The organism is Rhodococcus sp. KRD197, from assembly GCF_017168235.1.
Classification (GTDB): domain Bacteria; phylum Actinomycetota; class Actinomycetes; order Mycobacteriales; family Mycobacteriaceae; genus Rhodococcoides.
The window spans coordinates 508047-532266 of record NZ_JABFAO010000011.1 but is presented as its reverse complement, the minus strand read 5'-3'; the positions used below and the strand labels follow the sequence as shown (position 1 = coordinate 532266).

Below are 24220 nucleotides of genomic sequence, written 5' to 3'. Positions count from 1 at the left end.
GCCGACCGGCTATCCTGAAGAGCGTTATGCCTTCAGCCCGCAGTTCGTCTGCCAACCAACACGCGAGTGCGCCCGTCTACCTCGACCACGCTGCAACGACGCCCATGTCGCCCGCCGCGATCGAGGCCATGACCGCAGTCTTCGCGACTGTCGGCAACGCGTCCTCGCTACACGGGTCCGGCCGCGCTGCGAGGCGTCGCGTCGAAGAATCTCGCGAATCGATCGCGGCGCACCTCGGGGCGCGCCCGTCCGAAGTGATCTTCACCTCAGGCGGCACCGAGAGTGACAACCTCGCGGTGAAAGGGATTTTCGCAGCTCGTCGGAACGCCGATCCAGCGCGCACGCGGATCGTCGCCAGCGCGGTGGAACACCATGCGGTGCTGGATGCGGTCGAGTGGCTGGCCGAGAACGAGGGCGCCCGCATCACCTGGTTGCCGGTCGACTCCGAAGGTCGGGTGCATCCGGACGCCCTGCGCGCCGAACTCGCCCTCCATGCCGACGAGACCGCACTGGTCACGGTGATGTGGGCGAACAACGAGGTCGGAACCATCATGCCGATCCGCGAACTCGCGGTGGTCGCCCGCGACTACGGCGTTCCCATGCATAGTGACGCCATTCAGGCAGTGCCGCACCTACCCCTCGACTTCGCCTCCAGCGGGCTGTCAGCCATGAGCATCGCAGCTCACAAGTTCGGCGGCCCGCAGGGCGTCGGAGCGCTTCTCCTGGGCCGAACCGTCTCGTGCGTACCGTTGCTGCACGGCGGCGGACACGAGCGCGACGTGCGGTCGGGCACGCACGACACGGCGTCGATCGTCGCCATGGCCGCCGCCCTCACCGATACTGTCGACGGACTCGCGGAACGACACACCCAGCTCACCCGCTTGCGCGAGAAGATGATCGCAGGTGTGCGGGCGCTCGACCCCGACGTGATCGTCAACGGCCCGGACGGCGCCGACCGGCTCGCAGGAAACGCGCACTTCACCTTCCCCGGCTGCGAGGGTGATTCCCTGTTGATGTTGCTCGACGCCGCGGGAATAGAATGTTCTACGGGGTCCGCGTGCACCGCAGGTGTGGCCAGCGCGAGTCACGTGTTGATCGCGATGGGTGCGGATCCGTTCACCGCCCGGGGCTCGTTGCGGTTTTCGCTGGGGTCGGATTCCTCCGAATCGGATGTGGACGCACTGCTGGCAGCGTTGCCGCACGTGATCGAACGAGCCCGCGCTGCGGGATTGGCGAGCGTAGGAGCTCGGGGAGGACAACGCTGATGCGTATTTTGGCTGCCATGAGCGGTGGAGTGGATTCGGCTGTTGCGGCGGCTCGTGCCGTCGACGACGGTCATGATGTCGTCGGTGTACACCTTGCGCTGTCCACCGAGCCCGGGACGCTGCGTACCGGTTCGCGGGGCTGCTGCTCGAAGGAGGACGCCGGGGATGCACGCCGTGCCGCCGACGTCCTCGGCATCCCGTTCTATGTGTGGGATTTCGCCGATCGGTTCAAGGAAGACGTCATCGACGACTTCATCGAGTCCTATGCCGCCGGTGAAACACCGAATCCGTGCCTGCGATGCAACGAGAAGATCAAATTCTCCGCACTCGCGGACCGTGCGCTGGCTCTGGGATTCGACGCCGTCGCCACCGGGCACTATGCCCAGTTGCACGATGGTGTCCTGCGTCGGGCAGTCGATGCCGACAAGGACCAGTCCTATGTGCTCGCCGTCCTGACGCCCGCGCAGTTGTCCCGGGCGATGTTCCCGATCGGCGACACACCCAAGTCCGAGATTCGAGCCGAAGCCGCTGAGCGAGGTCTCGCGGTCGCGGACAAGCCCGACAGTCACGACATCTGCTTCATTCCCTCCGGTGACACTCGCGCGTTTCTCGGCGCCAAGATCGGTATTCGCCCGGGCAAGGTCGTCGATGCGGACACCGGCGCGGAACTCGCCGATCACGAAGGGGTGCACGGCTTCACGATCGGTCAGCGGAAGGGGCTCGGCGTCGAAGGACCGACGATCGACGGCAAGCCGCGTTACGTGACGGCAATCGAACCAGACAGTGGCAATGTCATCGTCGGTTCCGCAACACGTCTGGATGTGTGGGGAATAACTGGTGACCGAGCGATCTGGACCGAGGGCTCAGCGCCCGTCGGGCCGATCGAGTGCGTGGTTCAGGTGCGGGCACACGGCGGTATGTCGGAGGCTGTCGCCGAGGCAACCGAGGGTGGTATGGATATCCAGCTGCGGACCCCACTCGCCGGGGTCGCGAAAGGTCAGGCCGCAGTGCTGTACCGGAGGGACGTACTCGGTGACATCGTCATCGGAAGTGCGACCATCGCGGGCACTCGTTCCGAGAACACGTGAGCGCGAGCGTCTTCGGCGCCCTCTCGACAGGCTTGGGTTCCTGGCCGGGCACGGATATCCGTGAGTCCGTGTCAATCGTTCTCGGGGAGCTACCTGTTCTGCCGCACCTCGTCGAGCTGCCGGCCAGAGGGCTCGGTGCGGACCTGATCGGGCGGACCGGCGCTTTGATGGCCGATGTCGAACTCGATGTTCGGACGTCGGGATATCGCGTCTCACCGCGCAGAACGTTGTCGAGTCGTCGAGCAACAGACTTGCTGCGCGAGGATCTCGATGTGCTCGAAGAGCTTTGGGAGACAGGCGGTCACGCTGGGACGCGCAGTCTGTTCAAGGTGCAGGCGGCCGGAGTCTTCACCATGGCGGCGCAAGTCGAATTGCGTGGCGGACACCGCATTCTGACCGATCGAGGCGCGGTTCGCGGCTTCGCCGAATCGCTCGCCGAAGGAGTACGCCAGCACTGCGCGGAGATCACCGCGCGGCTCGGCGTCGAGGTAGTCGTTCAGTTCGACGAGCCGAGCCTGCCTGCGGTGCTCGCGGGCTCGTTGTCCGGGGTCACTCGGCTCGATCCTGTCCGCGCAGTACCCGAACCCGAAGCACTGGACCTGCTCGACACGGTGCTCCGCAACGTCGGTGCCCCCGCTGCGATCCACTGCTGCGCCGTCGACGCTCCGCTGAAGATGTTCCGTCGCAGTCTCGCCGAGGCTGCAGCTATCGACCCTGCGCTGCTTCGGGCGAGTGATCTCGACGACGTCGGGGAGTTCTTGCAAGCGGGCAAGACACTGATGTTGGGCCTCGTGCCCGCCGTCGAGCCGGATCGAGTACCGACCTGGCGCGAGCTGGCGGCACCGGCAGTCTCGCTCGTCGATCGGCTCGGGTTTCCGCGATCTGTGCTGGCTACACAGTGCTCCGTCACGCCGTCCTGCGGGTTGGCCGGCGCATCGGTGCCGTGGGCGCGCACGGCACTCGAATTGGCCTCCGCGATCGCCGAGGTCTTCCAGGACGCTCCCGACTCGCTCTGAGCGCCTCATCGCCGAGGACGTCGGCATCAGGGCCGGGGCCGGTGTTGTCGCGCCGGAGGTGTCGGTCGCGTCGGATAACCTTCTGGCGTGGACGAAACAACTGAACTCCCGGGTTCCGAGGAAGCGGGCGCGCCGGGTGCCGCCGTGTCGGCGAGGGCTGCCGGCACACCCGCCTCGGGCAGGGATCGTGAGCGCTGGCAAGAGTTGGCCGAGGAAGTTCGCGGGCATCAGTTCCGCTACTACGTTCGCGACTCACCTGTTGTCTCGGACGGCGAGTTCGATGCACTGCTCGGTGAACTGAACGATCTCGAGGAGGCGCATCCCGAGCTCCGCGCCGCGGATTCGCCCACGCAGCTCGTCGGCGGCGGGTTCGCCACCGAGTTCACTGCGGTCGATCATCTCGAGCGGATGTTGAGTCTGGACAACGTATTCGATCAGGACGAACTGCGAGCGTGGGCCAAACGCGTGGAGTCCGAGACCGGCCCCGATCTGCATTACCTGTGCGAGGTCAAGATCGACGGCGTTGCCCTCAATCTCGTGTACGAAAACGGGAAGTTGGTGCGGGGTGCGACGCGCGGCGACGGCCGCACGGGTGAGGACGTCACTCTCAATGCCCGCACCATCGACGATATTCCGGAAGTGTTGGCCGAGAGTGCCGAGCATCCGACGCCGAGCCTGTTGGAGGTGCGCGGAGAGGTGTTCTTCCGGCTCGAAGATTTCGCCGCTCTCAATGCTTCGCTCGTCGAGGAGGGGAAGCCGCCGTTCGCGAATCCGCGCAATTCGGCCGCAGGGTCCCTGCGACAGAAGAATCCCGCAGTGACCTCTCGTCGTAGGCTGGGCATGATCTGTCACGGATTCGGTCGCATGGAGGGCTTCTCGCCCGATTCGCAACTGCACGCCTACGAAGCGTTGAAGGCATGGGGGCTGCCGGTCTCGGCGCACACCGCCCGCGTCGAGGGCATCGATGCCGTCGTCGAGCGGGTCGCATACTGGGACGATCATCGGCACGACGTCGAACACGAAATCGACGGGCTTGTCGTCAAGGTCGACGAGATGTCGCTGCATCGCAGGCTCGGAACCACCTCGCGCGCGCCTCGTTGGGCGATCGCGTACAAGTATCCGCCCGAGGAAGTCACGACGAAACTGCTCGATATCCGGGTCAGCGTGGGTCGAACAGGCCGCGTCACCCCATTCGCCTACATGCAACCGGTATTGGTGGCCGGGTCCACGGTGGCATTGGCGACATTGCACAACGGGTCCGAGGTCAAGCGCAAGGGTGTGCTGATCGGGGACACGGTCACCATTCGCAAAGCAGGCGAGGTCATTCCCGAGGTACTCGGCCCAGTCGTCGCCGCCCGAACCGGTGACGAGACCGAGTTCGTCATGCCCGACAGGTGTCCCGAATGCGGCACCCCGCTCGCGCCCGCGAAAGAGGGCGACGCGGACCTACGTTGCCCCAACTCGGAATTCTGCCCGGCACAGCGCCGCGAGCGGGTGTTCTTCGTGGCAGAGCGCGGTCGTTTCGACATCGAGGGTCTCGGATACGAGGCGGCGACCGACCTGCTCGAAGCCGAGGCCATCGTCGACGAGGGCGATATCTTCTCGCTCACCGAGGAAGACCTGCTGAAGACGTCGATATTTCGGACCAAGGCGGGTTCGTTGTCCGCAAATGGCCGTCGACTGCTTGCCAACCTCGACAAGGCCAAGGACCGGCCACTGTGGCGGGTCCTGGTGAGCCTGTCGATCCGGCACGTCGGACCGTCTGCCGCTCGCGCTCTGGCCACCGAGTTCGGCAGTCTCGAGCGTATCGAGACTGCCACCGAGGAAGAGCTCGCGGCGGTGGACGGCGTCGGCGGCACCATCGCCAAGGCGGTCTCGGAGTGGTTTTCGGTGCCGTGGCACCGAACCATCGTGGAGAAGTGGCGGACCGCGGGCGTTCGGATGGAGGACGAGCGCGACGAATCGATCGTCCGCAACCTCGAGGGCATGTCCATCGTCGTCACCGGCTCACTCGTCGAATACTCGCGTGACGGGGCCAAAGAGGCGATTCTCGCGCGCGGGGGCAAGGCGGCCGGATCGGTGTCGAAGAAGACAGCGTTCGTCGTCGTCGGCGAGTCTCCGGGTAGCAAGCACGACAAGGCACTCGAACTCGGCGTTCCCGTTCTCGACGAGGAGGGGTTCACGCTGTTGCTGACCGAGGGGCCGGACGCAGTACGCCCGCCGGACACGACCGAGGACGCCGAAACGGAGAACCCAGCAACGGAAAACCGAAAAGACTAGGTCACCCGAGCACGGTCGCGACGATCCCGGCGAGGTAGCCCAACCGCGCCACTTCCGACGGGCGGAACCCCGGACCACCGGGGCGGCCGAGGACCAATACGGTGCCGGTCGAACCGAGTGGTGCAGCCGCGATCTTGGTGTCCATGTCGCGCCACACCTGCGGGACCCAGTCGGCCTCGGAGTCCAGCGCCGCGGGGTGAGCAAGTGGCATCCATGGCATGTCGGCTGCGTGCGTCTCCGGAGCCCCGGAGCTGCCGACGACGCGATACGCGCCGTGCCTGCCCGAGGCCACCACGATGGACCATCCCACTCGGAGCACCCGGGGCGCGCCGTCGACGAGTACCTGCAGACGATCGTCCAACGCGGCGGCGACCCGATCGATCAGCTCGAGTTCGCGATGGGTGTCGAGAACTCCGGTGTACGGCCGAATGGAATCCACTCGCACATCGGTCAGGCGTTCGGCGGCGGTGATGAGGGTATCGGGTAGAGCGCCCGGGGGAACGTCGACCACCAGGTCGTCGACGGCGAAGTCGGGGCCGCGTTCGATGACGTCGAGCGACAGGATGTCTGCACCGACCGAGCCGAGAGCAACGGCGAGCGCCCCGAGGCTTCCGGGGCGATCGGGGAGTTGAACGCGGAGCAGGTACGACATGACGCTCCCTTTCGATCACACAGTGCGGACATCGTGGGCACCGACGGCATCGGGGTGCGTGAGTTTCGCGCACACCCGCATGCGCGAGCACCGCGAGTCATCCTTGCATTGTCTGCTCCCCTTCTCGACACGGACGGCTCCGGCGGTGATCTTTCGGACACCTTCCGACGGCGCGGCGACCGCTGGATGAGTCGGCGCGCCGGTTGGCTACTACGATTACGTGGTCGCGTGTCTGTGCGGCAGCTTCGATACATGTGTGAAAGGGGTCTACGCGGTGCCTGATATTTCCCGCGACGAGGTTGCTCACCTCGCCCGGCTGTCCCGGCTGGCTCTGAGCGAAGCCGAGTTGGACGAGTTCGCCGGCCAGCTCGATTCGATTCTTCACCATGTGAAGGCAGTCGCTGAGGTCGCTGCAGACGAGGTGCCTCCGACCGCTAACCCCGGTGCTATCGCGAACGTAACGCGCCCGGACGTGATCGTGCCCGGTCTGACGCCGTTGCAGGCGCTATCGGGTGCACCGAACGCCGAGGACGACCGCTTCGCAGTGCCACAGATTTTGGGAGAGAGCGAATGACCGACCTGACTGCCCTCGACGCCTCCGAACTCGCGGGGCGTATTCATGCCCGCGAGGTGTCTGCGGTGGAGGTCACCCAGGCGCATCTGGACCGTATCGATCAGGTCGACGGTGAGTATCACGCCTTCCTGCACGTGTCCGGCGCGAACGCGCTGGTTGCTGCGAAGGAAGTCGACGATGCACTGTCGGCGGGGGAGCCTCCCGCGTCGGCACTGGCAGGGGTGCCACTGGCATTGAAGGACGTGTTCACCACGACCGATATGCCCACCACCTGTGCGTCGAAGATGCTCGAGGGGTGGATCTCGCCCTACGATGCGGCGGTCACCTCGAAGCTCCGGTCGGCAGGAATTCCGTTGCTGGGCAAGACCAATATGGACGAGTTCGCGATGGGCTCCTCGACGGAGAACTCCGCCTACGGGCCGACCAAGAACCCCTGGGACACCACGCGCATACCGGGTGGCTCGGGTGGCGGTAGTGCCGCGGCTCTCGCCTCTCGGCAGGCACCCCTGGCGATCGGCACCGATACCGGTGGATCCATCAGACAGCCCGCTGCTCTGACAGGAACCGTCGGCACCAAGCCGACCTATGGGACCGTGTCCCGCTACGGCCTCATCGCATGCGCGTCCTCCCTCGATCAGGGCGGGCCGTGTGGCCGCACCGTGCTCGACACAGCTCTGCTGCACGATGTCATCGCCGGGCACGACCCGCGCGACTCGACGTCGGTCGATGTGGAAGTGGCCTCGATGGTCGCCGCCGCCCGAGCGGGCGCGAACGGTGATCTGACCGGGGTACGGGTAGGAATCGTCAAGGAACTGCATTCCGACAGCTATCAGCCCGGCGTCATCTCGTCCTTCGACGCCGCCGTCGCCACGTTGACGTCGCTGGGTGCAGAGGTCGTGGAGGTCTCGTGCCCCAACTTCGTGCACGCCCTGGCGGCGTACTACCTGATCCTTCCGTCCGAGGTGTCGTCCAATCTCGCGCGATTCGACGGCATGCGGTACGGCGCACGCGCCGGGGACGACGGCACCCACAGCGCCGACCAGGTCATGGCCATCACGCGCGCCGAGGGATTCGGCGCAGAAGTCAAGCGCCGCATCATGATCGGAACCTACGCACTCTCGGCCGGATACTACGACGAGTACTACGGTCAGGCGCTCAAGGTTCGTACACTCATTGCCCGCGACTTCGACCGTGCATACGAGCAGGTGGACGTGTTGGTCTCGCCGACTACCCCGACCACTGCGTTCCCATTGGGGGACAAGGTCGACGATCCCATCGCGATGTATCTCAACGACCTGTGCACGTTGCCGACGAACCTGGCCGGGCACTGTGCAATGTCGGTTCCGTCCGGTCTCGCCTCGGAGGACGCACTTCCCGTCGGATTGCAGATCATGGCACCGGCATTTGCCGATGACCGTCTCTACCGTGTCGGAGCGGCGTACGAGTCGGCTCGCGGGCCGCTTCGCTAGCACTCCGGTAGCAGAGATCCTTGATCGGCACCGTAGCGGTGCCCGTGTCCGGTGGGAGCATTCAGAGCCGACATCAGGTCGACGGTGGTCTGCAGATAGCTGACGACTGGGATCCACTGCGGCATGGGCGCATCCGCCTGGGTGTCGTCGAGCTTCGGCGGTGACGTAAGGAGCTCGGTCGACCATCGAACAACCGGGTCCGACGTGTTCGCGAGCACCACTGCCGAACCCGATTCGACCTCTCCGGCGGGCGGACCGGCCCACAGAGTCCCGCAGATCCCCTCCGGATTCGCCGCCACCGCCGCGCTGCCGCCGATGGCACCGAGGCTTTGACCGTAGACGTACAGGTCGGGCCTCGATGCGGCAGGCAGCGCTGCGATACGTGTGCGTACGGCGTCGAGCAGTGCCGTCGCCGAGTCCTCGGCCTCTGTCCTCGCGAGTAGGAACGTAGCCCAACTCGGTCGGTATGAGTACTGAAGTGCCACCGTGGCGACGTCTCCTTGGAAGCGATCCTCGATTCCGCTCGTCGCGTTCTCGTCGACCCACCCGGATCCGGTCGGAACAGCCACCACGACATGCGATTTCGTGAGACCGCCCGAGTGTTCGAGTTCGTCGACGGCGATCTGTGCGCGTGCCGTGGCGCTCGACGCGGCGTCGAGTGCGACGTAGGTGCGTACAGCGTCGGCGTCGGTGCCACCGGAGACGAACTTGCGTCCCTCTCGGCCGAGATCGTCCCACCCGACGAGTGATCCGATGCTTCCGGACTTGCTGGGTGTCAGAGGAGTGGTCAGCGATGAATCGATCATCGCATTGGATGCTGCGAAACGATCCGTCAACGACGCCCACACAGCGGGCAGTACGACGAGATATCCGGCGAGTCCTGTCACCAGAATCACGCAGACGGTTCGGGTGCGGCCGAGCCTTCTTCCGCCGCGCCTGAGTCCCACCCCGATCACCACCGAGATCGCGCAGATCGAGATTGCTCCGCACCACACCTCGACCCAGTGCATCGGTGGCGTCGGTTCGGTGCCCATCGCTGAGCGGAGATCGTTCTGCCATCCGGCTTCGCTCACAGCCGCAGCGAAGATCGCAGTCACGCTGCCGCAGAGTGCAATGCGACGAGCCACCGGGTGAACGGACGGAATGAATACACGGGAGACGATGCGGTGAGCAATCGCGGACAATGCGAGCCCGAGGGCGGCCGCGATTCCGGTGACGAGTGCCTGTGTCAACGAGGATCGTGGCAGCAATCCTGGTGCCAGTGATGCGATTACCGTCATCGAGAGGATGATCGAGGTGGCAGTTCGGGGTACTGCAGGACGGGCCGATCGAGTGGTCGGCGGGCCGAGGATCACTGGGGCGTCGAGAATCTCGGCGCTCATGCTTGCACCCCACGCAGTCGTAGAGGAGCTGTGATCGACATGGCGGACGCGCCAATTGCCGCGATGACGCCGCCGATGCCGATTGCGAGGAGGTACGGAAGCGCGGGTTCTGGCTCTGGCGTGCCGTAGTGCTGACGCCACGAATTGAACCGGACGGCCGTGGTTGCTATCTCGGCCATGACCTGGCACGAGGTGCGAGACCGGATTCCCGAACGCGCGCTACAGCTTTCGTTCATTCTCTCGCCGAGTTGCGTGTCGAGTTCCTGGCGAGCGGTCGCCGTAGACTCGGATGCCCCGCCGAAGCGGAGTAGGTCGTATCCCAGATCGTGTGCTTTGCATGGCCCGTCGAACTCGGATGGAAGCGGAATCGGCGACGAGCAGTCTCCGTCAGGATCGACCAACACCCCGTTCTCGACAGAGGGGACGTAGAACCGCTCGGTGAATCCGGCGGGTACGGCCGCGGAGGCTCGGCCGGCCGGTACGTCGGCGACCGCTGTCGGCGGTGTGATGGTGGCACCGATCCCGAGAACGGCGCCGACGGCTAGCGTCCCGATGCCCACTTGCGCTGCGCGTGTCCCCGTCCCGAATATCCCAGTCCTGTTCTTCATGGTGACCGACGCTATGAATGACCTGCGGTGCAGGTAATCGGTCTGCGGTGCCGATCCTCCCTGCCTTCTCGGTGCTGCCGACGCTCGGCACTGATACCGAAGGGGCGCCGCGATCTCACTCCTGGGTACGATGACTTTTCGGCGCTGGGTTCCTAGTGTTCTGAGGGTGGGTATCAGAAGCAGAACCAGGAACAAGGCTCCGGTCGGCAGGCCAGGGGGAGTCGTGACGCGGGCTGCCCGCGCAATCCCGCCTGGCCGCAGAATCGACATCACGATATTCGTCGTGACTGCGATCCTGTATTCAGTGGCGTGGCCGACGCTCCAACTCACGCACGACGTACCGATCCCGATCATGCCGATCGTGTCTGCGCTCGCAGTGTTCCCACTTGTGCTCGTGCGTGCCAACCCTGCTCTCGGGTGGGCGATTTCAGCTGCATCGGCAGTGGTGGTCCCGGTGGCTTTCGATCGGCTTCCTGGATACGACTTTCCTTGGCAGGTCACCCATCTCATCGTGTTGTTGGTACTCGTGTCGACGGTGAGCCTGCGTTGTGCTTTCCCGGTGGTCGTCGTCGTCTGGCTCTCGACAGTTCTGCTGTTTCTGGGTTTCACCCCGGGTAACGACGGGGTCGGTTGGGCGGTGGGACTGAGCGCGATCGTCTTGTTCGCCCTGTTGATCCGTTGGCTCGTGCTGTCCAGGCGCGAACTGGCCAAGCAGGAAGAAGTCAGCGAACTGGAGCGTGCGCGGCGCACCGTCCTGGAGGAGAAGGCGAGGATCGCGCGCGATCTACACGACGTCGTCGCCCATCACATGTCCCTCGTCGTCGTACAGGCGCAGAGCGCGCCCTACCGAATCGAGGATGTGTCACCCAGCGCAGCAGCAGAATTCGAGGCCATCGGAGCCACCGCTCGCGAGGCGCTGAACGAGATTCGGGGAATGCTCGGTGTGCTGCGCAGTGACGGAGTTCTCGCTGAGAACTCACCGCAACCGGGTACGGCCGACGTGCCTGCATTGCTCGAGAGCAGTGCGCGCGCCGGGGTTCGATTGAGCTGGGAATCGACGGGCAGCCCGGCGGCAATCTCCGCCACGACCGGGCTCGCGCTCTATCGCATACTGCAGGAGTCGCTGTCCAATGCCTCTCGGCACGCACCGGATACCGACGTTCGGGTGCGACTGGATTACGGACTCGACGTCGTCTATGTCGAGGTCGTCAACGGAAAGACGCCAGGCAACGGTGACGTTCCTGTGCAGATGGGAACCGGAGGGCACGGCCTCCGCGGTATGCGTGAGCGCGCCTTGGGCGTGTCCGGGTGGCTCGACGCCAGAGTTCGTCCGGACGGGGGATTCGAAGTGGTGGCTCGGCTACCGACCACCCCGTCAGCGCACGTCGTGTCCGACCACACAACCGCCTTCACCGCATAAGGTCTCTGTTCGTGGCTATCACGGTATTCATCGCCGACGATCAGGCGATGGTTCGGCAGGGATTCGGCGCACTGCTGACAGCTCAGCACGACATCAGTGTGATCGGCGACGCCGACAACGGCGCGACCGCAGTCGACGAGGTGAAGCGCCTGCACCCGGACGTGGTTCTCATGGATGTACGGATGCCGCAGATGAACGGACTCGATGCAGCGCGAGCCATCCTCGGCGCCGCGCTCGATCCGCCTGTACGCATCTTGATGTTGACCACCTTCGACATCGACGACTACGTCTACGAGGCTCTCACTCTGGGCGCGAGCGGCTTCATGCTCAAGGATGCCCCCGCGGAGGAACTGATCCGGGGAGTGCGCGTCGTAGCGGCCGGTGAGGCCTTGCTTGCCCCGTCGGTGACGCGTCGGTTGATCGCCGATGTGACTTCGCGGCGTGGGCGGGTCCGCACGCGCCCCTCTGCTCTGACCTCGCTCACCCCACGTGAACGCGAAGTGCTCGAGCTCATAGCCAAGGGAATGTCCAATCTCGAGATCGCCGCTGCCCTCTTCGTTGCCGAGCAGACCGTCAAGACTCATGTCGGGAAAGTGCTGGGGAAGCTCGGCCTTCGTGACCGCGCGCAAGCGGTGGTGCTCGCGTACGAAACCGGAGTTGTCGGGCCCGGGTGATCGGCTCGCACTGCCGACACAGGTGCGAGGCGGCAAGATTACGGTAATGGTCATGGAGTCGACGAGAAGCGAGAAATCGATGCGCATCGGAGTTCTTACCGGCGGTGGCGACTGCCCCGGCCTCAATGCGGTGATCAGGGCTGTCGTTCGCACTGCCGATGCTCGGTACGGATCGGCCGTTGTCGGCTTCCAAGACGGGTGGCGAGGGCTGCTCGAAGACCGCCGCATCCAGTTGCGCAACGACGACCGCAACGACCGTCTGCTCACCAAGGGCGGAACCATGCTCGGTACGGCACGCACCAATCCCGAGGTGCTGCGCGCTGGATTGAGCCGGATCGAGCAGACTCTCGAGGACAACGGCATCGATGTGTTGATTCCGATCGGCGGTGAGGGCACACTCACGGCGGCGCACTGGCTGTCCGAGGAGGGCGTTCCGGTTGTCGGTGTCCCCAAGACCATCGACAACGACATCGATTGCACCGACGTCACGTTCGGCTTCGACACCGCACTGACCATCGCAACCGACGCGATCGACCGTCTGCACAGCACCGCCGAATCGCATCAGCGCGTCATGCTCGTCGAGGTGATGGGCCGTCACGCCGGGTGGATTGCCTTGCATGCGGGGCTGGCGTCGGGCTCGCACATGACGCTCATTCCCGAGCAGCCGTTCGACGTCGACGAGGTCTGCGACATGGTGCGCAAGAGATTTCAGCGAGGCGACTCGCACTTCATCTGTGTCGTCGCGGAGGGGGCCATGCCCAAGGAGGGCTCGATGTCGCTGCTCGACGGCGGCATCGACGAGTTCGGGCATGTGAAGTTCACCGGCGTCGCACACCAACTCGGCCAGGAGATCGAGCGTCGGATCAACAAGGAAGTGCGGACGACCGTCCTCGGACACGTGCAGAGGGGCGGTACCCCGACGCCGTACGACCGGGTCCTGGCCACGCGGTTCGGTGTCAACGCCGTCGACGCCGCGCATGCCGGCGATTTCGGAAAGATGGTCTCTCTCCGGGGCGCCGAGATCGGCCTGGTGTCTCTGGCTGAGGCGGTGACCAAGCTCAAACGGGTACCGGAGAGTCGGTACGTGGACGCAGCAGCCTTCTTCGGCTAGTTCGCCTCGACTTCACTGTCAGCACGTCGGTCCGTCAGTGGGACGTTCTCGGTTCCTCGCTGGATTTCCGATTCGCGCCGCTCGGTCTCACGCCGCAGCTCACGCCGTCGTTCGGCGGCTTGGAAACGTTGTCGGCCGAGTTCGCTCGTCGGCGTCAACGGCGGCAACTCGAGCGGTGCGCCCGCGTCGTCCACGGCCACCATCGTGAAATAGCAGCTGTTGGTGTGCCTGGTGTCGCCGCGCTGGATGTTCTCGGTCTCGACGCGGATACCGACTTCCATCGACGTCCGTCCGGTGTAGTTGACCGACGCGCAGAAGGTGACGAGCTCGCCGACGTGAATCGGCTCTCGAAATACGACGCGATCGACCGAGAGCGTGACCACGTATGCCCGCGCGTACCGGCTCGCGCAGGCGTAGGCGACCTGATCGAGAAACTTCAGTATGGTGCCGCCGTGCACGTTGCCGGAGAAATTGGCCATGTCCGGTGTCATGAGCACGGTCATGGACAGTGTCTGTTTCGCGGAGTCCGTCACCTCCCGAGCTTAGCGAGCACCCGGGGTTACTCGCGCGTTGCACGCAGCGCATAAACTTCCCTGCATGACTGCCGCCATGGTCGATTACGACGACGTTCTGACCCGCTTCGACCCCGTTCTGGGTATGGAGGTCCACGTCGAGTTGGGCACGGCCACGAAGATGTTCTGCGGTTGCCCGACGGCCTTCGGGGCCGAACCGAACACTCAGGTGTGCCCAGTGTGCCTGTCTCTGCCTGGAGCGCTGCCGGTGGTCAACGCCGCCGCCGTCGAGTCGGCGATACGCATCGGCCTCGCGCTGAACTGCTCGATCACCCCGTGGGGGCGGTTCGCGCGGAAGAACTACTTCTACCCGGATCAGCCGAAGAACTACCAGATCTCGCAGTACGACGAGCCGATCGCCACCGAGGGCTACCTGGACGTGCTGCTCGACGACGGCAGCACCTTCCGTGTGCAGATCGAGCGCGCCCATATGGAGGAGGACACCGGGAAGTCCACCCACGTGGGCGGCGCGACGGGCCGCATCGAGGGCGCCAGCCATTCGCTGCTGGACTACAACAGAGCGGGTGTCCCGCTCGTCGAGATCGTCACCAAACCCATCACCGGAACAGGTGAACGTGCACCCGAGGTCGCCCGCGCCTACGTCACTGCACTCCGTGACCTGCTGAAGGCACTGAACGTCTCCGATGTCCGCATGGATCAGGGTTCGTTGCGCTGCGACGCCAACGTCTCGCTCATGGAGAAGTCCGCCACGGAATTCGGCACCCGCACCGAAACCAAGAACGTCAATTCGCTCAAGAGTGTCGAGGTTGCCGTGCGCTACGAGATGCGCAGGCAGGCAGCGGTTCTGCAGTCCGGCGGCGAGATCACACAGGAGACGCGTCACTTCCAGGAGTCCGACGGCACCACCACGCCGGGACGAAAGAAGGAGACCGCCGAGGACTACCGCTACTTCCCCGAGCCCGACCTGGCGCCGGTTGCGCCCGACGCAGCATGGATCGAAGAACTGCGCGCGACTCTGCCGGAGCTACCGTGGCTTCGCCGGGCGCGTATCCAGGCCGACTGGGGTGTTTCCGACGAAGAGATGCGTGACCTCGTCAACTCGGGGGCGCTCGATCTCGTCGCAGCGACGGTCGACGCCGGTGCCTCCGCACAGTCCGCCCGCTCCTGGTGGGTGTCCTACCTGGCGCAACAGGCGAACATCGCCGGTGTCGAGCTCACCGAGCTCGCCATCACTCCGGCGCAGGTCGCCGAGGTCGTCGAGCTCGTATCGGGTGGCAAAGTCAACAACAACGGAGCCCGCCAAATCGTCGACGGTGTGCTGGCCGGTGAAGGTGAGCCGGCCGAGGTCATGGCGGCCCGCGGTCTCGTCGTGGAGAAGGACGACACCAAGCTCCAGGCTGCAGTGGACGAGGCGCTCGCTGCCAATCCCGGTGTGGCAGAAAAGATCCGCGCAGGCAAGGTTGCGGCGGCCGGTGCCATAGTCGGTGCCGTCATGAAAGCCACTCGCGGACAGGCGGATGCAGCCCGAGTCAAAGAACTGGTGCTGGCGGCATGTAGCTGAGCTGGAGTCATTCGATGCCATCGTCGGAAGCGTCGCTCTTCTGGATAGCGGTGATCGCTGTTCTGGCACCGTTGTTGGCCGGCTTCGTTCCGCGCAGGCTCGTGCCGGAGGTCGTCCTGCTGCTCGTGCTCGGGATGGTCGTCGGACCAAACGTGCTCAACTGGGCCGTCGACGGTAGCGAAGTGGACCTGCTGCGCGAACTGGGCTTGGGAATGTTGTTTCTGCTCGCCGGCTTCGAAATCGACGTCGAGGAGATCACCGGCCGTGGTGGTCGCCGAGCCCTGGTGACCTGGCTCTTCAGCCTGGGCGCGGCCTTCGCCGCTGTGCTCTTGCTCGGGCACACCGGCGCCATCACGGCCGAGATCGCCGTTGCGATTGCGTTGACCTCGACTGCACTCGGGACGCTGCTGCCCATTCTGAAAGACAGTGGACTACAGAACACTGCGCTCGGGCGAACGGTGATGAATCACGGTGCGATCGGCGAATTGGGTCCGGTTGTCGCCATGGCGGTGCTGTTGGGTTCGCGCGGCGATATCGAATCCGTGGTGGTCCTCGCTCTGTTCGTGGTGGTCGCGGTCGCGGTGGGTATGGTGCCGCTGTGGGTCTTCCGCGAGGGATCGCGAGTACTCGCGGTCGTGCAGCGGGGGTCCGACACGACCGCGCAGACGACCGTACGGCTGACGATGCTGTTGCTCATCACGTTGACCGCCGTCGCAACTGCATTCGGTTTGGACATCATTCTCGGTGCCTTCGCCGCCGGATTCATTCTTCGCCGGGTGATGCCCGAGGGGGACGAGCAGCTGGAGACGAAACTGGGTGGGCTGGCCTTCGGCTTCCTGATCCCGATCTTTTTCGTCACCTCCGGCATGTCCATCGACATCGCGGCCGTGCTCTCGGCACCCGGCGCGCTCGTGGCGTTCCTGGTGTTGCTGCTGCTGGTTCGCGGCGTTCCGGTTTTCGTGGCGACCAGGTTGGACCGGGTAGACAATTTCTCCACCCGAGAACAGATGCGAGTGGCTCTCTATGCGACGACCGGGCTGCCGCTGATCGTCGCCGTCACCGGAGTCGCCGTCGAAGCCGGGGAGATGTCCTCGGCCAACGCGTCGATACTCGTCGCGGCCGGCGCGATCACAGTATTGGCATTGCCGATGCTGGCCACGGTCCTCGGCGGTGACGAAGCGAGTGAGGCTAGTCGAACCCACCGCCCCCCGCGGGAACAGGAATCTTGACCACACGGTCGTCGTTGGGTCCGGGCGCGTCGCCGTTCTTGTTGACGGTACCGGCCCAGATCTGGCCGTCCGGTGCGAGCGCGGCACCGTTCAGCTGTCCGTATCGACCCTCAACCAGCAGGGTCGGCGCTGCTGATACCGCGCCGCTCTCCGGGTCGGTCACGAGCACTGCGACCGCCTGACCGCCTGTCAGTGAGATCGCCACGGCACCTGGACCTGCCCCGCAACCCGCGACGCCGGGTCGGTCCGGCCAGGTCCAGACGGGTGAGATGACGGTACCGAGCGGGTCGATGCGCTGTAGACGATCCTCCACCGCTGTGCGATCGGTGACCCAGATGCCACCCGTCGGATCGATGCAGACGTCACCGGCCGTGCCGATTCCACTCAGGGCGACTTGCGGCGCAGGTCCGCTTTGCGCGGGTACGAGCGACTCGACTCGGAGGAGTTTACCGGCCAGGGAGGAAGGATCCGTGGCCGAAGCCGGACTGCCCGCATCCCCGGTGAGCACCAGAAGTTGGTTCGGGCTGTAGAAGTCGAGTGCGCCGCGATTGCCCTGGGTGCCCTTCGGAATGCCGGTGAGGATGTTCTTGGGTGTGTCACCGGGGGCGATGCGTACGACGCGATTGTCCGAGGCGGTGGTGATGTAGGCGTAGAGGAGTCCGTCCTCGAGATAACTGGGGGACAACGCAAGGTCGAGTAGCCCGCCGTCCGCGCCTGCATCGACATCGATGGTGGCGACCTCGACGGGCGTCTGCCCTGGCGCGACCTGCATGATGCGGCCGGTGCGGCGCTCGGCCACCAAGGCGGACATCCCGTCCGGAAGCATCACCAGCCCGCCGGTGGTGTCGAGGCAGGTCGCGATCACGTTGGGGTCCGGGTCGATACACGGCCCATCCGGCCTGTCCAGGTCCTCGGGTGTGGTCGTCGGTGCCGCATCGGGGTCGCGTGGCGCGATTTCCGCTGCGCCGAACGACGGTTCGGGGCTGAACGGCGTTGTGGTCGAATCGTCGAAGCGTGCGCAACTCCCGGTCAGCAACACTGTCAGGCCGAGTGCGGCACCTACGGTTGCAGTTCTCCAGGACACTCGCACCGGCTTCATGTACTCCGACGTTACGGAAAGCGCGCCGGGGTTCGCCATTCGGTGTATGTCTCTCCCGCGCCGCGCCAAAATGCAATGCAGCCGAATGAACACGTCTTCGCCTTACTGTTGACATTGTGACCGACAAGCCTCGAGACCCTGAACAACCCGATCCCAGCTACGAACCCGCATCGAGTCCGTACGACCAGCCGACCGAGCAGCTGCAGCCGAAGACCGAGGATGAACTCGACTTCGGGCGAGCCGGTTCGGGCTCGTACCCGACGGAGCAGATCCCGTCGTACCGGCCGTCGCAGTTCGATGAGCCCATCGCGCCCGACAGCCGCGGCGCCTATTCCGATCAGCCCACCGAGTTCTTGGACTCCGACCATCTGAAGACCGGGGCCCCGGCGTCCGCCGCGGCAACCTCGGCGACAGTAGATGCGCCCGAACCGGTGATACGCACCGAAACCGTGGAGGTTCCGGCACGTCGCGGCACCACCGATGTAGGGCTGTTCTTGCTACGACTGGTCGTTGGTGGGATCTTTCTCGTGCACGGCCTGCAGAAGCTCACCGGCATCTGGAACGGCCCCGGTCTCGACGGTTTCCGATCGTTGCTCGAGGAATCTGGCTACGAGCAGGCAAATCTGCTCGCCATAGCCGGAGCCGTCGGTGAGACCGCAGGCGGTGCGCTGCTGATCATGGGACTGGCAACTCCGTTCGCCGGCGCGGCCGTGCTGGCCGTCATCATCAACGCATGGTGCTTCAAGCAGGCCGCCGAACCGGGCTTGCAGTTTTTCGCCCCTGATGGCATCGAGTACGAGACATTGTTGGCCGTCGCGGCTGCTGCGATCATCCTTACCGGTCCCGGCAAGATCGCGTTCGACGGGCGCCGAGGCTGGGCGACCCGCCCGAGCTACGGTTCGTTCCTCGCGCTCGCCGCCGGTATTGCAGGCGGAGTATGCATGTGGATCTTCCTCAACGGCGCCAATCCGTTGGTCCAGTAGGACGCTCCGCGTCATGTGCGTGGAAATACGTGCCAGAGCACGTATTTCCACTCACATGCGGCGAAGCCGCCTCAGGGCACATAGCGCACTGCGCCCTTGTCTGCCGAGGTGGCCAGGGCGGCGTAAGCGCGCAGTGCCGTGGTGACGGTGCGCTGACGATCCACCGGCTGCCAGGGCCGCTCGGAGGCATCCATCTTTGCGCGACGGGTCTGCAGCGTCGCGTCGTCGACGAGGATCTCGAGCGTGCGCGAAGCGACATCGATGCGGACCTGATCACCGTTCTCGACGAGACCGATGACTCCGCCCGCGGCCGCCTCGGGGGAGATGTGGCCGATGGACAGTCCCGATGTTCCGCCGGAGAATCGACCGTCGGTGATCAAGGCGCAGACCTTCCCGAGACCAGCGCCTTTGAGGAACGCGGTCGGGTGCAACATCTCCTGCATGCCGGGGCCGCCCTTGGGCCCCTCGTAGCGCACGACGAGCACGTCGCCCGCCTTGATCTTCTTCTGCAGAATCGCCGAGACGGCCTCTTCTTGTGACTCGACGACGAGCGCCGGGCCCTGAAAGCTGAACAGATCCTCGTCGATTCCTGCCGTCTTGAGAATCGCTCCGTCGAGTGCGATGTTCCCGCGCAGCACAACCAGGCCGCCCTCGACGGTGTACGCGTGTTCCTTGTCGCGGATGCAACCTCCGGCGGCGTCGGTGTCGAGCGAGGACCACCGGTTCTCCGTCGAGAACGGTTCGATGGTGCGAACTCCGCCGGGAGCAGCGTGGAAGAGCTCGAGTGCTTCGTCCGAGGCCTTGCCGGAGCGAATGTCCCACGTGTCCAGCCACTCGTCGAAGCTCTTCGTGTGCACGGTCGACACGTCGGTTTCCAGCAGATTCGCACGACGAAGCTCGCCGAGCAGAGCCGGGATTCCGCCGGCCCGGTGCACATCTTCCATGTGGTAATCCGAGTTGGGAGAGACCTTGGACAGGCACGGCACCTTACGGCTGATGGCGTCGATGGTGTCGAGATCGAAGTCGACCTCGCCCTCCTGCGCGGCTGCGAGGGTGTGCAGCACGGTGTTGGTGGACCCCCCCATGGCCACATCGAGTGCCATCGCGTTGCGGAAGGCGGCAGGCGTCGCGATGTTGCGCGGCAGAACGGACTCGTCCTCGTCGCGGTAGTACTTGAGTGCGGCCTCGACGACGGTGGTACCCGCACGCTGGAACAGCGCGTACCTGGCCTTGTGGGTGGCGAGCGTAGAGCCGTTGCCGGGCAGCGCCAAGCCGAGAGCCTCGGTGAGGCAGTTCATGGAGTTGGCGGTGAACATGCCCGAACATGATCCGCACGTCGGGCACGCGCTGCGCTCGACCTCGTCCAGTCCGTCCTCGGACACTGCGTCGTTTGCACTCGCCGAGATCGCGGTGATGAGGTCGGTCGGTGCCTGCGCGACGCCACCGACGACAACAGCCTTGCCTGCTTCCATCGGCCCGCCCGAGACGAAGACGGATGGAATGTTGAGCCGCATGGCCGCATTGAGCATTCCGGGAGTGATCTTGTCGCAGTTGGAAATGCAGACCAGGGCGTCGGCGGTGTGGGCGTTGGCCATGTATTCGACGGAGTCGGCGATGATTTCGCGACTGGGCAGCGAGTAGAGCATGCCGCCGTGGCCCATCGCGATCCCGTCGTCGACGGCGATCGTGTGGAATTCACGGGGAACGCCGCCTGCGGCGCGGACGGCATCGGCAACGATCTCGCCGACGTTCTTCAGATGCACGTGGCCGGGTACGAACTGGGTGTACGAATTCGCGATCGCGACAATCGGTTTGCCGAAGTCGGAATCGGTCATTCCGGTTGCGCGCCAGAGCGAGCGTGCGCCGGCAGCGCCTCGTCCGACAGTGGTGACTCGTGACCGTAGCGGCGGCATGTGTAGGTTCCTCGATTCGGCGTGTGCGATTGTCGCGCGGAAAAGGTTACTCCCGCGCTACGAGTTCTCCGTGTGCGGCGTGGGCTCCTCGTCCCGCTCCTCGTCCACTGCCACGTCAGCAGCGGCGGCCGCATAGGGGTCGGTGATGCGTCCGCCACTCGCGGCCGCCAGCTGAGGTAGGCGATCGAACCGCACCAGCGGCAGGGACTTCTCCGAGTCGTCCTCGAGGACCACTCGTGCCCACCGTCGGTCCGGGAAGTGGATTCCGCGAACGTTGTCCCAGGACACGAAATCGGAGCCCACGAAACGGCGCATGGCGAGCCCGTCCGTGCTCACCACCGTGCGCACGCGAAGTACCCAGACGGCCGCGACGACGGGGAGGGCGAACAGCCACCCGAGGGCCAGCGGCCAGCTGGCCGCGGCGAAGGACACTCCGAACAGGAGCATCCCCACGCCGACCAGCGCCAAGCGGGGGAGACGGATGACCTGCGGAGACGGAGCAGGAGTATGGGATGATGTGTCCGGTGGTTCGGACTGCTGCGAAGGTGACACCCCTTCATCTTCGCATTGCATCTACGTGATCTCACATAATGGGATTGCGTCGTGAGGAGTTTGACTGTTCGCTACCTGCGCGCCTAACGTCGAGCGCGTGAAGCGAACATGGATACTCGTAATCGGCCGGCGCGTCGTCGCCTGAGCCGGTTAATCCCTACTCGCATCGACGCGCCACCCTCGTCCAGCCTCGGCTGACGGGGGTTTTTTCTTGCCCAGAGATCGTCCAGCAACCGAAAATCCTGAGGAAGCAGCAGTGAGCGCACCAACCGCACGCCCAGGGCCCGCGACACGTAAGTCGGGGGCAGCCAACAGCTCGTCCGTGCCGGAGACAACGGCCGCAGTCACCATCGACGGGTCGCGTCGCCATGTCGCCCCCGAAAAGGTGACCGGCGCACAGTCCGTCGTCCGGGCTCTCGAAGAGCTCGAGGTCGACACGGTATTCGGCATTCCGGGTGGAGCCGTGCTCCCGGTGTACGACCCACTCTTCGACTCGAAGAAGGTCCGGCACGTCCTAGTGCGCCACGAGCAGGGTGCAGGTCACGCCGCCACCGGCTACGCGCAGGCAACCGGACGCGTCGGGGTCTGCATGGCAACGTCGGGTCCCGGTGCCACCAACCTCGTCACCCCGCTCGCCGACGCGCAGATGGACTCGGTCCCGGTCGTCGCGATCACCGGCCAGGTCGCTCGCAGCTTGATCGGCACCGACGGATTCCAGGAAGCCGACATCTCCGGCATCACGATGCCGATCACCAAGCACAACTTCCTGATCACCGACGGCGCCGACATCCCGCGAATCATGGCCGAGGCCTTCTACCTCGCCTCCTCGGGTCGGCCCGGCGCCGTGCTCGTCGACATCCCCAAGGACGTGCTGCAGGCGCAGACCACGTTCTCGTGGCCGCCGGAGATGCGCCTGCCCGGCTACCGGCCGGTGACGAAGCCGCACGGCAAGCAGGTTCGTGAAGCAGCGCGTTACATCGCCGACGCCAAGCAGCCTGTGCTCTACGTCGGTGGCGGCGTCATCAAGGCGAACGCCTCGGCCGAGCTGATGGAGCTGGCCGAGCTCACCGGAATCCCCGTCGTCACGACGCTGATGGCTCGCGGCGCCTTCCCTGACAGCCACAACTTGAACCTGGGCATGCCCGGAATGCACGGAACGGTCGCCGCAGTTGCCGGCCTGCAGCGAAGCGATCTCCTCATCACCCTCGGCGCGCGGTTCGACGACCGTGTCACCGGTCAGCTGTCCTCGTTCGCGCCGGGTGCCAAGGTGATTCACGCGGACATCGATCCGGCAGAGATCGGCAAGAACAGGTATGCGGACGTCCCGATCGTCGGTGACTGCAAAGAGGTCATCACCGAACTGATCGAAGCCATCCGCGCCGACCGCGCCACCGGCACCACCCTCGATTTGGAGGACTGGTGGGTGTATCTGAACGGCATTCGCAGGACCTACCCGCTCAGCTACGACCGTCCCAGCGACGGCAGCATGTCACCCGAGTTCGTCATCTCCTCGGTCGGAAAGTTCGCCGGACCCGACGCGATCTACTGTGCCGGCGTCGGCCAGCACCAGATGTGGGCCGCACAGTTCATCGACTACGAGAAGCCGCGGACGTGGCTCAACTCCGGCGGTCTGGGCACCATGGGTTACGCGGTGCCCGCCGCGATGGGTGCGAAGATGGGTCTGCCCGACGCCGAGGTGTGGGCGATCGACGGTGACGGGTGCTTCCAGATGACCAATCAGGAACTCGCGACGTGTGCTGTCGAGGGCATCCCGATCAAGGTCGCGCTGATCAACAACGGCAACCTCGGCATGGTGCGGCAGTGGCAGACACTGTTCTACGAGGAGCGTTACTCCAACACCAACCTCGGCACCCACGGTGCCGTCCGGATCCCCGACTTCGTGAAGTTGGCCGAGGCATTGGGTTGCGTCGGCCTGCGCTGCGAACGCGAGGAAGACGTCGATGCGGTGATCGCCGAGGCTCGTGCCATCAATGACCGTCCGGTTGTCATCGACTTCATCGTCGGTGCGGATGCTCAGGTGTGGCCGATGGTTGCCGCGGGCACCGGAAACGACGAAATCATGGCTGCGCGCGGAATCCGCCCGCTGTTCGACGATGACGAGGCCGATGGCCACGTGCCCGGCATCGCAGAGTCGATGGAACGCGAGCAGGCACTCGGCGAGCACGCCGGTACCGACGAGGCGAAAGGCGCCGACAAGTGAGCACCAGCCATACCCTCAGCGTTCTCGTCGAGGACACGCCAGGTGTTCTGGCACGCGTCGCGGCGTTGTTCTCGCGGCGGGGATTCAACATCTCCTCGCTCGCGGTCGGCGGAACCGAGGTTCCTGGAATTTCCCGAATGACGATCGTGGTGACGGTCGACGAATTCCCGCTCGAGCAGGTGACGAAGCAGCTCAACAAGCTCATCAACGTCATCAAGATCGTCGAGCAGGACGATGATTCGTCGGTGGCCCGCGAACTCGTGCTCATCAAGGTTCGCGCCGATGCAAGTGTGCGCAGTGAGGTCATCGAGACCGTCAATCTTTTCCGCGCCAAGGTCATCGATGTCTCGCCCGAGGCTGTCACCGTCGAGGCGACGGGAACACGGTCGAAACTCGATGCGCTGTTGAAAATGTTGGATCCCTACGGAATTCGAGAAATTGTCCAGTCGGGAGTCGTTGCCGTCGGACGTGGACCCAAATCGATCACGGCGTCTCGCTAGCGAGACGCCCGCGATGACGGCGTCGCGCCAGCGCGCCGCCGAAGAGTTGAACAGACCCCAGAGGAAAGGTACTAACCAGTGGCAGTCGAG

The 24220-nt window shown here is 65.0% G+C and carries 21 protein-coding genes; 14 read left to right on the top strand and 7 right to left on the bottom strand.

Annotation, left to right across the window (positions count from 1 at the left end; all coding sequences use genetic code 11):
• Positions 1-26 precede the first annotated feature (26 nt).
• From J1M86_RS18295 to ligA, 4 genes are all read left to right on the top strand, one after another.
• Positions 27-1265, top strand: a complete 1239-nt coding sequence (locus tag J1M86_RS18295) for a cysteine desulfurase family protein (RefSeq protein WP_206510878.1) — start codon at positions 27-29, stop codon at positions 1263-1265.
• Complete coding sequence (gene mnmA / locus J1M86_RS18290) at positions 1265-2353, top strand: tRNA 2-thiouridine(34) synthase MnmA (RefSeq protein WP_206510877.1); 1089 nt, start codon at positions 1265-1267, stop codon at positions 2351-2353. The genes J1M86_RS18295 and mnmA overlap by 1 nt, the downstream gene beginning before the upstream one ends.
• A complete protein-coding gene (locus tag J1M86_RS18285; RefSeq protein ID WP_206510876.1) occupies positions 2350-3369 on the top strand; it encodes a methionine synthase in 1020 nt (339 codons plus the stop codon). The genes mnmA and J1M86_RS18285 overlap by 4 nt, the downstream gene beginning before the upstream one ends.
• A gap of 144 nt (positions 3370-3513) precedes the next feature.
• The gene (gene ligA, locus J1M86_RS18280) at positions 3514-5649 is read left to right on the top strand and encodes an NAD-dependent DNA ligase LigA (RefSeq protein ID WP_206511116.1); all 2136 of its coding nucleotides are present in this window, start codon (positions 3514-3516) and stop codon (positions 5647-5649) included.
• 1 nt (position 5650) lies between these two features.
• Here the strand turns inward: ligA and J1M86_RS18275 are convergent, their stop codons facing one another.
• Positions 5651-6301 (bottom strand): amino acid-binding protein, encoded by a 651-nt coding sequence (locus J1M86_RS18275; protein WP_206510875.1) that lies wholly within the window; start codon positions 6299-6301, stop codon positions 5651-5653.
• A gap of 274 nt (positions 6302-6575) precedes the next feature.
• Here J1M86_RS18275 and gatC point away from each other — a divergent pair, with 274 nt between their 5' ends.
• Complete coding sequence (gene gatC, locus J1M86_RS18270; protein ID WP_075840239.1) at positions 6576-6875, top strand: Asp-tRNA(Asn)/Glu-tRNA(Gln) amidotransferase subunit GatC; 300 nt, start codon at positions 6576-6578, stop codon at positions 6873-6875.
• Positions 6872-8344: an Asp-tRNA(Asn)/Glu-tRNA(Gln) amidotransferase subunit GatA gene (gene gatA, locus J1M86_RS18265; protein ID WP_206510874.1), complete on the top strand. Its 1473-nt coding sequence runs from the start codon at positions 6872-6874 to the stop codon at positions 8342-8344. The genes gatC and gatA overlap by 4 nt, the downstream gene beginning before the upstream one ends.
• On the opposite strand, the gene J1M86_RS18260 is transcribed toward gatA, so the two are convergent.
• On the bottom strand, positions 8341-9726 hold the full coding sequence (locus tag J1M86_RS18260) for an alpha/beta-hydrolase family protein (protein ID WP_206510873.1): 1386 nt from the start codon (positions 9724-9726) through the stop codon (positions 8341-8343). The two genes, gatA and J1M86_RS18260, sit on opposite strands and share 4 nt — an antisense overlap.
• Positions 9723-10334 carry a hypothetical protein gene (locus J1M86_RS18255; RefSeq protein WP_206510872.1) on the bottom strand — a complete coding sequence of 204 codons (612 nt, stop codon included), beginning with the start codon at positions 10332-10334 and terminating at the stop codon, positions 9723-9725. The genes J1M86_RS18260 and J1M86_RS18255 overlap by 4 nt, the downstream gene beginning before the upstream one ends.
• 130 nt (positions 10335-10464) lie before the next feature.
• On the opposite strand from J1M86_RS18255, the gene J1M86_RS18250 reads away from it, so the two are divergent.
• The 3 genes from J1M86_RS18250 to J1M86_RS18240 all read left to right on the top strand — a co-directional run bounded on the left by J1M86_RS18250 (position 10465) and on the right by J1M86_RS18240 (position 13539).
• Complete coding sequence (locus J1M86_RS18250) at positions 10465-11754, top strand: sensor histidine kinase (protein WP_206510871.1); 1290 nt, start codon at positions 10465-10467, stop codon at positions 11752-11754.
• Between the two features lie 11 nt (positions 11755-11765).
• Positions 11766-12428 (top strand): response regulator transcription factor, encoded by a 663-nt coding sequence (locus J1M86_RS18245; protein WP_206510870.1) that lies wholly within the window; start codon positions 11766-11768, stop codon positions 12426-12428.
• A gap of 79 nt (positions 12429-12507) precedes the next feature.
• The gene (locus J1M86_RS18240) at positions 12508-13539 is read left to right on the top strand and encodes an ATP-dependent 6-phosphofructokinase (protein WP_206511115.1); all 1032 of its coding nucleotides are present in this window, start codon (positions 12508-12510) and stop codon (positions 13537-13539) included.
• Here J1M86_RS18240 and J1M86_RS18235 read toward each other — a convergent pair.
• Positions 13536-14042 (bottom strand): acyl-CoA thioesterase, encoded by a 507-nt coding sequence (locus tag J1M86_RS18235; RefSeq protein WP_187346806.1) that lies wholly within the window; start codon positions 14040-14042, stop codon positions 13536-13538. The two genes, J1M86_RS18240 and J1M86_RS18235, sit on opposite strands and share 4 nt — an antisense overlap.
• A 94-nt stretch (positions 14043-14136) precedes the next feature.
• On the opposite strand from J1M86_RS18235, the gene gatB reads away from it, so the two are divergent.
• Both gatB and J1M86_RS18225 read left to right on the top strand, forming a co-directional pair.
• Positions 14137-15633: an Asp-tRNA(Asn)/Glu-tRNA(Gln) amidotransferase subunit GatB gene (gatB, locus tag J1M86_RS18230; protein WP_206510869.1), complete on the top strand. Its 1497-nt coding sequence runs from the start codon at positions 14137-14139 to the stop codon at positions 15631-15633.
• Positions 15634-15647: 14 nt separating this feature from the next.
• Positions 15648-16862: a cation:proton antiporter gene (locus J1M86_RS18225; protein ID WP_075840157.1), complete on the top strand. Its 1215-nt coding sequence runs from the start codon at positions 15648-15650 to the stop codon at positions 16860-16862.
• Here J1M86_RS18225 and J1M86_RS18220 read toward each other — a convergent pair.
• A complete protein-coding gene (locus J1M86_RS18220) occupies positions 16822-17961 on the bottom strand; it encodes a sorbosone dehydrogenase family protein (protein WP_075840156.1) in 1140 nt (379 codons plus the stop codon). The two genes, J1M86_RS18225 and J1M86_RS18220, sit on opposite strands and share 41 nt — an antisense overlap.
• 116 nt (positions 17962-18077) lie before the next feature.
• On the opposite strand from J1M86_RS18220, the gene J1M86_RS18215 reads away from it, so the two are divergent.
• On the top strand, positions 18078-18944 hold the full coding sequence (locus J1M86_RS18215) for a DoxX family protein (protein WP_206510868.1): 867 nt from the start codon (positions 18078-18080) through the stop codon (positions 18942-18944).
• 71 nt (positions 18945-19015) lie between these two features.
• Here J1M86_RS18215 and ilvD read toward each other — a convergent pair whose 3' ends face one another.
• Both ilvD and J1M86_RS26450 read right to left on the bottom strand, forming a co-directional pair.
• A complete protein-coding gene (gene ilvD / locus J1M86_RS18210; RefSeq protein ID WP_075840155.1) occupies positions 19016-20857 on the bottom strand; it encodes a dihydroxy-acid dehydratase in 1842 nt (613 codons plus the stop codon).
• Positions 20858-20914: 57 nt separating this feature from the next.
• Positions 20915-21409: a PH domain-containing protein gene (locus J1M86_RS26450; RefSeq protein WP_187346797.1), complete on the bottom strand. Its 495-nt coding sequence runs from the start codon at positions 21407-21409 to the stop codon at positions 20915-20917.
• 256 nt (positions 21410-21665) lie between these two features.
• Between J1M86_RS26450 and J1M86_RS18200 the strand changes: the two genes are divergently transcribed.
• Complete coding sequence (locus J1M86_RS18200; RefSeq protein WP_206510867.1) at positions 21666-23630, top strand: acetolactate synthase large subunit; 1965 nt, start codon at positions 21666-21668, stop codon at positions 23628-23630.
• Positions 23627-24130, top strand: a complete 504-nt coding sequence (gene ilvN / locus J1M86_RS18195) for an acetolactate synthase small subunit (protein ID WP_075840154.1) — start codon at positions 23627-23629, stop codon at positions 24128-24130. Before J1M86_RS18200 ends, ilvN begins: the two co-directional genes overlap by 4 nt.
• The last annotated feature ends 90 nt before the right edge of the window (positions 24131-24220 follow it).

Excerpts from the sequence above, each read along its gene's own strand:
- J1M86_RS18235 (WP_187346806.1), bottom strand. The coding sequence starts at position 14,042 with ATGACCGTGCTCATGACACCGGACATGGCCAATTTCTCCGGCAACGTG.
- J1M86_RS18295 (WP_206510878.1), top strand. The coding sequence starts at position 27 with ATGCCTTCAGCCCGCAGTTCGTCTGCCAACCAACACGCGAGTGCGCCC.
- mnmA (WP_206510877.1), top strand. The coding sequence starts at position 1,265 with ATGCGTATTTTGGCTGCCATGAGCGGTGGAGTGGATTCGGCTGTTGCG.
- J1M86_RS18250 (WP_206510871.1), top strand. The coding sequence starts at position 10,465 with ATGACTTTTCGGCGCTGGGTTCCTAGTGTTCTGAGGGTGGGTATCAGA.
- J1M86_RS18255 (WP_206510872.1), bottom strand. The coding sequence starts at position 10,334 with ATGAAGAACAGGACTGGGATATTCGGGACGGGGACACGCGCAGCGCAA.
- J1M86_RS18260 (WP_206510873.1), bottom strand. The coding sequence starts at position 9,726 with ATGAGCGCCGAGATTCTCGACGCCCCAGTGATCCTCGGCCCGCCGACC.
- gatA (WP_206510874.1), top strand. The coding sequence starts at position 6,872 with ATGACCGACCTGACTGCCCTCGACGCCTCCGAACTCGCGGGGCGTATT.
- J1M86_RS18220 (WP_075840156.1), bottom strand. The coding sequence starts at position 17,961 with ATGAAGCCGGTGCGAGTGTCCTGGAGAACTGCAACCGTAGGTGCCGCA.
- gatB (WP_206510869.1), top strand. The coding sequence starts at position 14,137 with ATGACTGCCGCCATGGTCGATTACGACGACGTTCTGACCCGCTTCGAC.
- ilvD (WP_075840155.1), bottom strand. The coding sequence starts at position 20,857 with ATGCCGCCGCTACGGTCACGAGTCACCACTGTCGGACGAGGCGCTGCC.
- J1M86_RS18240 (WP_206511115.1), top strand. The coding sequence starts at position 12,508 with ATGCGCATCGGAGTTCTTACCGGCGGTGGCGACTGCCCCGGCCTCAAT.
- J1M86_RS18225 (WP_075840157.1), top strand. The coding sequence starts at position 15,648 with ATGCCATCGTCGGAAGCGTCGCTCTTCTGGATAGCGGTGATCGCTGTT.
- J1M86_RS18275 (WP_206510875.1), bottom strand. The coding sequence starts at position 6,301 with ATGTCGTACCTGCTCCGCGTTCAACTCCCCGATCGCCCCGGAAGCCTC.